The organism is Streptosporangium sp. NPDC002607 (assembly GCF_053592655.1).
In genome coordinates, this window is record NZ_JBSFWD010000078.1 from 21,540 (window position 1) to 32,566 (window position 11,027).

At 71.3% G+C, this 11,027-nt stretch carries 11 protein-coding genes; 4 read left to right on the forward strand and 7 right to left on the reverse strand.

The features are described 5' to 3' along the window. Positions 1 to 90: 90 nt before the first annotated feature. From ACWD3H_RS43745 to ACWD3H_RS43765, 5 genes are all read right to left on the reverse strand, one after another. Positions 91 to 624: an SET domain-containing protein gene (locus ACWD3H_RS43745; protein ID WP_355558804.1), complete on the reverse strand. Its 534-nt coding sequence runs from the start codon at positions 622 to 624 to the stop codon at positions 91 to 93. A gap of 60 nt (positions 625 to 684) precedes the next feature. Further along, the gene (locus tag ACWD3H_RS43750) at positions 685 to 1,212 is read right to left on the reverse strand and encodes a YetF domain-containing protein (protein ID WP_355628916.1); all 528 of its coding nucleotides are present in this window, start codon (positions 1,210 to 1,212) and stop codon (positions 685 to 687) included. Positions 1,213 to 1,221: 9 nt separating this feature from the next. Continuing rightward, entirely contained in the window at positions 1,222 to 1,476 is a 255-nt protein-coding gene (locus ACWD3H_RS43755; RefSeq protein ID WP_451959216.1) for a hypothetical protein, read from the reverse strand. A 418-nt stretch (positions 1,477 to 1,894) separates the two neighbouring features. After that, on the reverse strand, positions 1,895 to 2,509 hold the full coding sequence (locus ACWD3H_RS43760; RefSeq protein ID WP_451959217.1) for a hypothetical protein: 615 nt from the start codon (positions 2,507 to 2,509) through the stop codon (positions 1,895 to 1,897). Next, a complete protein-coding gene (locus tag ACWD3H_RS43765) occupies positions 2,506 to 3,810 on the reverse strand; it encodes a molybdopterin-dependent oxidoreductase (protein WP_451959218.1) in 1,305 nt (434 codons plus the stop codon). Before ACWD3H_RS43765 ends, ACWD3H_RS43760 begins: the two co-directional genes overlap by 4 nt. Before the next feature lie 427 nt (positions 3,811 to 4,237). Between ACWD3H_RS43765 and ACWD3H_RS43770 the strand changes: the two genes are divergently transcribed. Beyond that, positions 4,238 to 5,242, forward strand: a complete 1,005-nt coding sequence (locus ACWD3H_RS43770) for an NAD-dependent epimerase/dehydratase family protein (RefSeq protein WP_451959219.1) — start codon at positions 4,238 to 4,240, stop codon at positions 5,240 to 5,242. Positions 5,243 to 5,357: 115 nt separating this feature from the next. Here ACWD3H_RS43770 and ACWD3H_RS43775 read toward each other — a convergent pair whose 3' ends face one another. Beyond that, positions 5,358 to 6,713 carry a hypothetical protein gene (locus ACWD3H_RS43775; protein ID WP_451959220.1) on the reverse strand — a complete coding sequence of 452 codons (1,356 nt, stop codon included), beginning with the start codon at positions 6,711 to 6,713 and terminating at the stop codon, positions 5,358 to 5,360. 91 nt (positions 6,714 to 6,804) lie between these two features. Between ACWD3H_RS43775 and ACWD3H_RS43780 the strand changes: the two genes are divergently transcribed. After that, the gene (locus ACWD3H_RS43780; RefSeq protein ID WP_451959221.1) at positions 6,805 to 7,470 is read left to right on the forward strand and encodes a glycosyltransferase family 2 protein; all 666 of its coding nucleotides are present in this window, start codon (positions 6,805 to 6,807) and stop codon (positions 7,468 to 7,470) included. Beyond that, positions 7,467 to 8,237, forward strand: coding sequence for a TIGR04282 family arsenosugar biosynthesis glycosyltransferase (locus ACWD3H_RS43785; protein ID WP_355558783.1), 771 nt, complete (start codon positions 7,467 to 7,469; stop codon positions 8,235 to 8,237). The genes ACWD3H_RS43780 and ACWD3H_RS43785 overlap by 4 nt, the downstream gene beginning before the upstream one ends. 385 nt (positions 8,238 to 8,622) lie before the next feature. Here ACWD3H_RS43785 and ACWD3H_RS43790 read toward each other — a convergent pair whose 3' ends face one another. After that, positions 8,623 to 10,149: a mercuric reductase gene (locus tag ACWD3H_RS43790; RefSeq protein ID WP_451959222.1), complete on the reverse strand. Its 1,527-nt coding sequence runs from the start codon at positions 10,147 to 10,149 to the stop codon at positions 8,623 to 8,625. On the opposite strand from ACWD3H_RS43790, the gene ACWD3H_RS43795 reads away from it, so the two are divergent. Next, a complete protein-coding gene (locus tag ACWD3H_RS43795; RefSeq protein ID WP_451959223.1) occupies positions 10,138 to 10,539 on the forward strand; it encodes a hypothetical protein in 402 nt (133 codons plus the stop codon). The two genes, ACWD3H_RS43790 and ACWD3H_RS43795, sit on opposite strands and share 12 nt — an antisense overlap. Positions 10,540 to 11,027: the final 488 nt, after the last annotated feature.

The window sequence follows — 11,027 nt, forward strand, 5'->3', positions numbered from 1 at the left end:
GTTCCCGCAGGCAGGCGTACGGTCAGCGGTCAACCGTGATCAGCTTGAGGGCGTCTTCCTTGTCCTTGTCGGAGGACAGCTCTGGCGACGTCAGGTATTCCAACTGTCTGAATGCCTGTGTCTGGTGGCGGCTTTGATGCGTTCGAGTAGTGGCGGGCTCCAGTGAGTGCCGTAGGCGGACTGGAGCTGGGGCAGTTGCCAGTCGTTGCCGGTCACGGTGCGGCGGCAGCGGACCTTGCCGCAGCGGCAGGCCATCGACCATGTTGCAACGCCGGTGTGGGTGGCGTAGTCGATGGTCAGTTCATCGCCGGGGTTGATGTCGTGTCGTGCGATCACGGTGGTTGCGTCGCGGTGCCAGAGGTTCGGCTCGCAGGAGTGATTGCCATAGCGAACCGGATGGGCGGGATCGAGAAGCAGGTGAACGCTCTCCTCGACGGTCAGGCTGCTGTAGGGCGGTGTGAGGGTGGTCAGGGCCTCATCGTTGATCAGCTGTCCGCCGAGCCGCATGATCACCTCGTCTTGGCGGATCTGTTCGATGGCGAACAGGCCATTGCCGTGGATCGGCGAGGGGTTGGCCTTGGCGCTTGGGGTGAGCCAGCATTCGGTTGCGTAGGCCGTGCTCATCGTGGATGTTCTCTCCTTCCGGTCGTGTGCGGTCAATCCAAGGTTCGGCGGCGGCTGGTGCTACCCGTCGGCACCCGGTGGGGGCGTCGTGGCTACCGGGGCGGCCGGGGGATGCGGAAGGATGGAGACGGCGCCCTTGGCCTCGAAGATCGCGAGGTGGATGCCCGTCGGGTCGTGGTGCCCGTGCCGGCGCAGCACGGCCTCGAGGTCGGCCTCGGTGAGCCCGCAGCGGCGTAGGTCGCGCCGGTTGACATGTCCGTCACGGATCAGGATCCGCAGCGGCGGGTCGATCAGGCGGCTGGCGACCGGCAGGAACCGCAGCCTGGTGACGGCCGAGTGGGCGACGAGCAGGGCCAGCAGCGCCGCGGCTCCCGTCAGCCACGAGGCGTCGGACGCGGTGGCCGTACGCCCGACGATGGCACCGACCGCGACGGCGGCGACCCAGTCGAACGGGGCGAACTCCGCCATCGTCCGGCGCTCGGTGAGCCGGAACGCCACCACGGCGGTCAGGAACAACGCCAGCGCCTTGACCGCGGCATAGGCGGCACGGTGCCAGTCACCGATCAGGGCGTCGCCGAGGCCGTCCAAGGCGCCTCTTCAGCCGCCGACGGCGACGGCGTACGCCCCGGCGACCGTGTGCGAGCCCAGGACGACGAGCGGGTCGATGCCCCTCCGGGCGATACGCCGCCGCAGGTGAAACGACGGCCTGGCCGCGTGGACGCGAATGAGTGGCATGGCCCGCGCGGCCAGGTAGGTGCCGGCCCTTCGCGCCCGCGACGGCACGCCCTTGCCTCGCACCGGCGGGAAGAGCGAGAACAGCGTCGGCACGAAGGCGCTGTCGCTGAGGAACATGCCCGGCTTCGCCGTGACAGCGCGTTTCTCAGTGGGCTGGCGATCGGTCTGTCGCCGACCGTTTCCACGCGGGTGTTCCTCCACCGCCACCTCCGGTGCCCGTGGCCCGGAGCGCCGATCCCCACTGCCGTCGGTGGTACGGAGCCTTACCCTGACCCTCTGACCTGCTGTTCTGCCGCATCCACCGGGTGTGGTAACCAGGTGGATGCGACAACGATGTTCTGGTCGCCCAACCGTACCTGCTTCGCCTGCGCCGTTTCCCGGGATCCGGGCCGTGTCTCGCAGCGGGTCGACGCCGAGCGGCGCGGGTTCGCCCGCCAAGGCGCCCCGAAGTCCTTCGCGCGCTTGTCCGCCCGGGGTGAGTGTGTCGCCGCATCGGGACGGCCGGCGCGAACCGATCACGATCGAGTCGTACCGTTCACCGGACAGCCCCCGGCCCCGGAGGCTCAGGAGGAGCACGTGGTTCGGATGGTCCAGGCGGGCCAGGGGTGCCTGACGGCCTGGGAGGGCCTGGCGGTCCGGAGGAGATCTTGCCTCGTACGGAGGGGGCTCTGTCTCGTCGCAGCCGGACGGCGTAGGCGATCGCCGATCCGGCGAAGAGCACGCCGGTCACCAGCAGCCATCGTCCCAGGTACGGGCTAGTGTCCAATGCCACCGCCGCCCGGTAGGTGCGCGAGGACCCCCCGAGGATGAGGGGGAACCAGACGATCAGCAGCAGTCCGGACAGACCGCCCGGTACGCGCAGGTAGTTGGTCATCGGCGGCCACCGGACGCCGGGCCGTGGTCGGGGACGCCACCGGCGCGACCGCGCGGCGACGTCGGCGAGGGAGTAGAGGGGGAACAGCACGAGGTCGTGGACGATCGCGGCGCCGACGAACCACACCAGAAATCCCACCCAGATGCCCGCGACGACGACGCGGCTGGCGGCGTAACCGGCCAGCGCGAAGCAGGCGAGCAGCGCGAGCAGATGCAACGGGTCGGCGCCGTAGCGGGTGGTCGCCCGCCGGCGCAGGTCACGGACCCGGGACCTCATGAATCCGCCGGCAGGAAGTCGAGCTGACGCACCCACTTGGTGTTGTGCACACCGGGGGCGTTCGGGACCATGATCCGAGCCGGGAACCCGTGGTTGAGGGAGAGGTCGGCGCCGTTGACCCGCAGCGCCAGCAGGGAACGGGGATCGGCCACCTGCCGGGCACTCAGCGACGCGTGGCTGAACACGCCCCCCATCTGCAGGGACCGGACGAAGACGTCGACCCCGCCCACCGCCGCTCCGGCCAGCCGCGCCAGATCGGCCAGGCGAACGCCGGTCCACGTCTGCTCGGTCGACCACCCCTCCACGCAGGCGATCGGCAGGCGGTAGGTGTACAGCGGCATCGCCAGCAGGTCGGTGCGGGACAGTCGCACCGGGTGCGGCCCGATCAGCGTGAGCTGCCACTGCGGGCCCATCCCCGCCATGTCGACGCCCACGTCGGCCGCTGTTTTGTTCACCTGGAAGTCATTCGGTCCCGGGCCGTAGACGCGCCCGTGGGGGGCCAGCAGTGCGGTGCGCCGCAGCGGCCCGTCGATGGTCTGGCCGACGGACAGGCCGAACATCAGCATCGAGCCGCCGCCGACGAAGGCGAGCAGGCCGCGCCGGGACACGGTGGGTGCCGCCGGGTCGGGGGCGACCAGACCGTCGGGATCGGGCGGTTCGGGGTGGGTGTCGGCCAGGCCGGTGCGCAGCTCGCGGCGGAAGCCGCGTGATCGCAGCGCGCTGATCATCCGCGGCAGTTTGAAGGCGACATGGACCACGAACGCCGCCAGGAAGATCCAGGCACCGTACAGGTGCGCCGGGTAGAAGGAGAACGGGAACACGTAGAAGAGCTGGATGTTGAGGATGCCGGTGACGAACTCGAACACCGCCCCGCCGACCAGGAGCAGCAGGCTGGCCCGTTCCACCGCCTCGGCCGGGGAGCGGGCGGGCGGCCAGGCGAACAGTTTGTGGATGACCGACCACAGCTTGGCCAGCAGCACCGGCACCAGCGTCAGCCCGAGGATGACGTGCACTCCCTGGGTGAGCCGGTACAGCCACACCGGATGCGTGGGCCAGTCGAAGAGATAGAAACCCAGCAGCCCCTTGCCGGGGGTTATGTCGTTGCCCGGCAGCCGGGGATTGTAAGCGGCGTACGACAGCAGCCCTGTGATCGCGAGGATGGGGATGCCGACCAGCAGCACGATGCCGAACACCGAGGTCAGCCACGGGCCGCGTAGCGGGCTGCGCCAGAACTCCGGCCGGAACGGGCCGGGCGGCGGATGTTCGCGCAACCACTCGGTGAGGCCTCGGCCCGGGCGCATGGTTTTCCGGCCGGGGTTCGGAACGGGCTCACCATCGTGCTGAGCGGGTCCTGGCGACGGTCGATCTGACACGGATCACCCCCGGAGTCAGTGCCTGACGCGAAACGGAGGAACGCTCACACAAACAGCCCGACATGAGGCTCTGAGTCCTGTTTCCGATAGGAAAGGCCCTTCTGAGCATTATAACTTACCGTTATAAATCTTGATCTGACAGTGATCGAGGCGTGTTCGCCAAGGAGTGCCCGGTCACCGAAGACGACCGGGGCGGCTGGGTGAGTGACGGCGCGGGGAGGGACGCAGGCGGCCGGCCGGACCGGCGTATGGGGCGCGTAACCGGTCGACACGCGTCCGCCGCGGAGTTCTTACGGGCCGTGAACTTTCGCGCCGTTCTCCGGCCGCCACCGGATCAGGCAATAGCGTCGGCGGGATGAGGGTATTGGTAACCGGCGCGGCCGGGTTCATCGGAAGCCATGTGGCCGAGCTGCTGGAGGCGGCCGGCCACGAGGTCGCCGGTCTCGACCTCCGGCCCCGGGCCGGGCACCTGGTCGGCGACGTGCGTGACACCGAGCTGCTCACCCGGTCGTTGCGCGGAATGGACGCGGTGGTCCACCAGGCGGCGAAGGTTGGCCTCGGAGCCGACGTCTCCGATCTGCCGGACTACGCGTCGGTCAACGTGTACGGCACCGCCGTACTGCTCGCGGCCATGGCGGAACACGATGTGGGACGGCTGGTCCTGGCCTCGTCGATGGTGGTGTACGGCGAGGGCGCCTACGACTGCCCGGGACACGGCCGGGTCCGGCCCGGCCCGCGTTCGCGGGAGGATCTCGCCCGCGGCGGGTTCGAGCCCCGCTGCCCGCGGTGCGGAGCGGAGCTGACCCCGGCCGTGATCGACGAGGACGCGCCCCTGGACCCCCGCAACGCCTACGCCACGACCAAGCTCGCCCAGGAGCACCTGGCCGCCAACTGGGTGCGGGAGGTCGGCGGCACGGTGGTCGCGCTGCGCTACCACAACGTCTACGGGCCGAGGATGCCCAGGGACACCCCCTACTCCGGGGTGGCGGCGATCTTCCGATCCGCGCTGGAGGCGGGCAGGGCCCCCCGGGTGTTCGAAGACGGCCGCCAGCGGCGTGACTTCGTGCATGTCGGGGACGTGGCCCGCGCCAATCTCGCGGCCCTCGGAGCGGTCACCCCCCGAGGGGCGCTGACGGCCTGCAACGTGGCCAGCGGCGAACCGCGCACGATCGGGGAGATGGCCTCCGCTCTCGCGGCCGAGCACGGAGGTCCCGAACCGGTCACCACCGGCGAGTATCGCCTCGGCGACGTGCGGCACATCGTCGCCGCCCCCGACCGCGCCGCACGTGATCTCGGGTTTCGCGCGGAGATCGGGTTCGCCGAGGGGATACGGGAGTTCGCCGCGGCGCCCCTGGGCTGACCTTTACCACGGCGACATCGCGTACGCCGGGTCCATGCTCCCGCCCTCGGCGGCCATGACCCGTCCCGGGCGCACCGGGCTGTCGCGGCGGATACCGGCACACGAGTCCGGTGGATCACCACGGGGAGATGACGAGGCCCTGCAGCAGGAGTCCGGTCAGGGCCTGGACGGCGAGCCACCGGCGGCCCTGCGCCCCCTGCGACCTCGGCGACCTCGGCGACCAGGCGGCGGCCAGGACGATCCAGGTGGCGTAGGGAACCCAGATGCGCTCGACCTCCCCCCTGGTCACCCCGCTGACGTCGAGGGCGAGCACGGCCACGATCGCCGCCGCGACCAGGGCGCGCACGCCGCCGGGCGTCATCCGTACCAGGCCCGCGGCGGTCGCCGGGCCGGTCAGCAGGGCCAGCACGGCCAGGTTGGCGACCAGGAAGTAGAGGTAGGGCCGGGCCGCGCCGGGGTCGGCGGCCCACTCCGCGTGGGTGGCGAGCACCCCCGACGGCCACAGGAAGCCGCCCGCGGCGAAGGCGGCCGTGACCGCCGCCGCCCCCGCCAGACAGGCGAGCGCCGTCGCGCGGGAGATCCGCGCGGCGAAGGCGGCGACCACCGGGATCAGCAGGTAGGGCACCAGGCCGTAGCTGAGATACGGCAGGGCCCCCAGCAACACTCCGGCCGCCACCCCCGGGAGAACGCGAGCCCTGCCCCCGGCGCCCCCGCACACCAGCAGGGCCACCCCCAAGGCGCCAACCCCCGCGAAGAAAGCGTCCATGCTCGTGGCGATCCACACCGCGACCGGACTCAGCGCGAGGTAGGGCAACGCGAGCCGGGCGATCTCCTCTCCCGCGAGCCGCCGGACGGTGAGCGCGACGGCCACGACCGCCGAGCACCCGACCACCACGACCAGCACCGCCGCCCAGAACGGACCGGGCAGCCCCACCCTCGCCAGGACCCACAGCACCAGCACGGGCAACGGCGGGTGCCCCCGCACATGGGTGGGATAGCCGGGAAGCCGCTCGGTGAAGGAGGCCAGCCAGCCCAGCGGATCGTCCCCCACCGCGGGCAGCACGGCCAGGTACTCGTACGGGCCGGTGAGGGGCCGGGCCAGCCCCTCGCCGGAGACGGCCAGCAGCACCGTCCACGCCAGAGCCGTGCCGTACGCGACGAGCAGCGCCGCCCCGAAGCGCAGCCGCGCGGTCAGGGCGGGCAGCGCGGCGACCGCGAGGACGGCCAGGAGCAGGGGCGCCGTGAGCGAGGGCGGCGGCGTGCGGAAGTGCCCGTGCAGGGGCGGCAGGTGGTCGATGGGCAGCATGCCCAGCGCGTGCAGGACGGCCCCGGCGGCGAACGCCGCGACGACGAGCGAGGCCCAGACGACGAGCGCCGGCCCGCTCCGGCGGCCGTCGGGACCGGCACCCGCCCGTGACGGGCCGTACTCCGCACGCAGGCTCCTGACCCGCCGCCGGAAGTGTGTGATCACCCTCCTACATTAGGTATGAGCTGGGATTTTTCCGCGACACGTCACCACCCGATAAGGGTTGACAGGCCCTGTCGACCTTAGCGTCTCAAGCATGAAGATCGATGTGGTGCTCCCGTGCCTGGACGAGGAGACGGCCCTGCCGTGGGTGCTGGGGCGGATGCCTGACGGTTACCGGCCGATCGTGGTGGACAACGGTTCCACGGACGGATCGGCGCGTGTCGCGGCCGAACTGGGAGCGCTGGTGGTGAGCGAGCCCAGACGCGGGTTCGGCGCCGCCTGTCATGCGGGACTGCTGGCCTCGACCGGCGAGGTGGTGTGCTTCATGGACGCCGACGCGTCGCTGGACCCGGGCCAGCTTCCACGGGTGACCGGGCCGGTCGTCTCAGGTCACGCCGACCTGATGCTCGGCAGGCGGGTCCCCGTGCCGGGAGCGGCCTGGCCGCTGCACGCGCGGCTGGGCAACGCCTTCCTCGGCCGGCGGCTGGCCGGCCGTACCGGCACGAGGCTCCGCGACATCGGCCCGATGCGGGCCTGCCGCCGCACGGACCTCCTGGCCCTGAACCTGGCCGACCGGCGCTTCGGCTACCCGCTGGAGATGGTGCTGCGGGCGGCCGACCGGGGCTGGCGGATCGCCGAGACCGGGGTGGACTACCTGCCTCGCGCCGGGCGGTCCAAGGTCACCGGCACCGTACGCGGCACGCTGCGCGCGGTCGGCGACATGCGCAAGGTCCTGAGCGATCGGGGCGGCACGAGATGACCGGCGATCGGAGCAGGATGTGGCAGGCCGCGCACGCCCGGGACCGCGGGCGGCCCGGCGCGCCCCGCGCGGCGGGAGACCGACGGCGTGATCCGCTCCCATGCCGGGTCGTCGACGACATCGACGGTGGGGGCCAGATCGTCGTCATCGCCAAGGAACCAGTGGCCGGACAGGTCAAGACCAGGCTCACCCCGCCGTTCACCCCCGCCGAGGCCGCGCTCCTGGCCACCGCCGCGCTGGCCGACACCCTGGGCGCGGTGGCCGACGCCCCGGCGCGCCACCGGGTGCTGGCACTGCGCGGCGGCACCGGCCCCTGGCTGCCGCCGGGCTTCGCCGTCCTGCCGCAGCGGGGCACCGGGCTGGACGAGCGGCTCGCCGCCGCCTTCGAGGACGCCTACCGGGCCCACCCGCTGCCCGTGGTCCTGATCGGCATGGACACCCCGCAGGTCACCCCCGCGCTCCTGGCCGGCGCGCTGGCCGCGCTGGCCACCCGCGACGCCGTGTTCGGCCCCGCCGCCGACGGCGGGTTCTGGCTGCTCGGCCTGCGCCGGCCCGACCCCGCGCTCCTGCTCGGCGTGCCGATGTCGCAGCCCACGACCGGCGCCGCCCAGCTGTCACGGCTGCGTACGACGGGCCTGTCGGTGGGGATGCTGCCCCTCCTGCGGGACGTCGACACCGCCGGCGACGCCGCGGCAGTGGCGGCCCAGGCGCCCTCGTCCCGCTTCGCCGCCGCCCTCGCCGCGCTCGGGACGGGAGCGACCCGATGAACCGTCCCCGGCGGCTCGGCGATGAGCCCGTACGGCCAGATCCACCGCCGGACCCGGGCCGCACCCGGCCGTACGGCAGAGGAGCGGTCGGCGCGGCGGGTCAGACGGCAAAGCCATCAACCCCAGCCCCGTCGTACTCTTCGAACCCGTCAAGGCCATGATGGTGAAGGACCCGCGAACCGGCACCGTCCACGAGGCTCGCACCGAAGGAATCGGCCCACCTTGACCTTCGGGCCCTGCGCGAGCGGCAGCAGGTGCACCGCGCCCGTTATGACGGGGAGGCGGTCCTGGGGGTGACCGGAGCCGACGGCGTGGTGCGACGGCGCGTGGAGAAGGGGCATCACCGCCTGCGCCAATAGCCGTTCCGCTGTTCCTCAACCCCGAACTAGGCATCGAGCGTCATGAAGAGGCTGTTAAGGCCCTCCGCCAGCAACGGGTGCGTGAAGATGGCGTTCGCCATGGCGGTGTACGGGAGCTTGCCCAGCATGGCGACCTGGATGATCGTCATGATCTCGCCGCCTTCTGCGCCGAGCACGGCGGCGCCGAGGATCTGCTGGGTGTGCGCGTCGATGACGGCCTTCATGAAGCCGCGCGTCTCCCCGGTCTCAAGGGCCCGGATGACGGCGCTCATCGGCAGCTTCACGATGCGGACCGCGCGGTTTTGCTCCCTGGCCTGCCGCTCGGTCATGCCGACGCGGCCGAGTTGCGGGTCGATGAACACGGTATAGGGGACGATCCTGTCCCGCGTGCTTGCCTTCTCGCGGCCGAGCAAGTTGGCGTGCAGGATCCGGTAATCGTCGTAGGAAAGGTGGGTGAAGGCCGGGCCGCCCTTGACGTCCCCCATGGCGTAGACGCCGGGGACGGAGGTTTCCAGGTACTCATCGACCTCGATGAAGCCGTTGTCGCGCAGCCGGATGCCGGCCGCCGCCAGCGTGAGCCCCTCCGTGTTGGGGACGCGGCCGATGGCCGACAGCAGGTGGGAGCCCTCGACCTGCCGCTCGCCGTCCGGCGTGCGAACGGTCAGCCGCACCCGCCCGCCGCCTGCCTCCTCGACCCGGTCCGTCGTCGCCGAAGTCAGGACCGTGATCCCGTCATCGCGCAAGATGGCGGCGACCTCGTCGGAGACGTCATCGTCCTCAATCATCATCAGGCGCGGGCCGGTCTGGACGATCGTGACCTCGCTGCCGAACCTGCGGAACATCTGCCCGAACTCCAGCCCGATGTAGCCCCCGCCGAGGATGATCAGGTGCTCAGGGAGCGCGCCCAGCTCCATGATCGACGTTGAGTCGAGGACAGGGACGTTCTGCGCGCCGCTGATCGTCAGCAGCTTGGGCCTACTGCCCGTGTCGATGACGATCACCGGTGCGCTGACCCCCCGCGTCCCGCCGTCCCTCAGGGCGATCTCGACCGTCTTGGGCCCCGTGAAATGGGCCTCGCCTTCGATCAGGTCGACCCCGTCCTGCGCCAGGCGGCTCGCGTAGTTCTCCCGCGCGCCCGCGACCATCCCCCGCTTGCGCTCCCGCACGGCGGCGAGGTCGACCGACACCGGACCGGTCCGCACGCCGTACTCCGCCCCGCGCCGCGCCTGATAGGCGACGCGCGCGCTGGCGACCATCGTCTTGGTCGGGGTGCACCCGGTGTTCACGCAGACGCCGCCTAGGTGGTCGCGCTCGACGAGCGCCACCTTCTTGCCTGCCTTCGCCAGATCGAGGGGGAGGAACCGGCCGCCCTGGCTGGTCCCGATCACAATCACGTCATAGCTCTCGTCTGCCACAGAGAGATCGTAACCCTGTGCTTTCCCATATGTACTGAGGGTGGCCGATGAGTGTGGGGGATATTGACCGGTGGGGTGGTCCCTGCGTTCCGCAGATGTGTGTGCGGCATAGTGGTTATGGCGTGCGTGTTCTCCCACCTGGCCGCCGAGCTGCGCTCGGGTGACATCGCGGTGGCCGGTTCGGACTCCTACGCCAACCTGAGCGCCCAGCTCATGAGCTGGGAAGAGTGCGAGCCGCTGGCCGCACAGTTCTGCGAGCAGGCCGGAATCCCGGCCGAGGCGTCCGCGCTGGTCGCGTACTACCGCCGCCAGCTGTCCACGACCGCAGCCGAGGTCGACGCGGGCTACCCGGCCAACACCGACCTGACGCTGGAGGGCGGCAAGCCGACGCTCAAGCGCCGCAAGGGCGCCGACCGGCGCCCGTCGGCGCTGGCGCTGGAGCAGGCGGTGCATCAGCCCTCAACTGCCCTTCTGCCCCTGCGGGCGGCGGCCTGCAGGCCCTGCGGGACCCGGCCGCCGCCGACCTAGCGGTGTCCTCGGGACCCCGGCCCTCACGTCGGCGGCCCCTGACCACCTGCCCCTTTCGCATTCGACCAGCTCACCGCCACAACGAGAAACAAGATCTTTCTCACCGCCAACAACTGTTCCGCTGTTCCCCAACCCCGAGGTAGTCCAGGCCGCCCCGAGGTCGACCAAGGCATCGAGCATCGCGTTGTAGAGCTTGGCGTGGTGCCAGTGCTGGCGGCCCAGTTCGCCCTCGCGCAGCTGCCCGGCGAGCTCCTCCAGGTGCGCCAGCCACTGCTGCGCCGTTTGGTGGTCGGGTGCCGGGTGGGTGAGGTGTCGGCTCTCGGCGGCTGTCCGCTCACCAGGTCACCGTCAGCGAGTGCACGCCGTACACGATGCTGAAGACCCGGAAGTCCACCTGCTTGTACGGGTCGGCCAGGGCGAGGCCGGGGAAGCGGTGCAGCAGGGCCGGGAAGGCGATGCGCATCTCCATCCGCGCCAGCGGCGCCCCG

Excerpts from the sequence above, each read along its gene's own strand:
- ACWD3H_RS43785 (WP_355558783.1), top strand. The coding sequence starts at position 7,467 with ATGACCGGCGATCGGAGCAGGATGTGGCAGGCCGCGCACGCCCGGGAC.
- ACWD3H_RS43745 (WP_355558804.1), bottom strand. The coding sequence starts at position 624 with ATGAGCACGGCCTACGCAACCGAATGCTGGCTCACCCCAAGCGCCAAG.
- ACWD3H_RS43780 (WP_451959221.1), top strand. The coding sequence starts at position 6,805 with ATGAAGATCGATGTGGTGCTCCCGTGCCTGGACGAGGAGACGGCCCTG.
- ACWD3H_RS43770 (WP_451959219.1), top strand. The coding sequence starts at position 4,238 with ATGAGGGTATTGGTAACCGGCGCGGCCGGGTTCATCGGAAGCCATGTG.
- ACWD3H_RS43755 (WP_451959216.1), bottom strand. The coding sequence starts at position 1,476 with ATGTTCCTCAGCGACAGCGCCTTCGTGCCGACGCTGTTCTCGCTCTTC.
- ACWD3H_RS43760 (WP_451959217.1), bottom strand. The coding sequence starts at position 2,509 with ATGAGGTCCCGGGTCCGTGACCTGCGCCGGCGGGCGACCACCCGCTAC.
- ACWD3H_RS43765 (WP_451959218.1), bottom strand. The coding sequence starts at position 3,810 with ATGCGCCCGGGCCGAGGCCTCACCGAGTGGTTGCGCGAACATCCGCCG.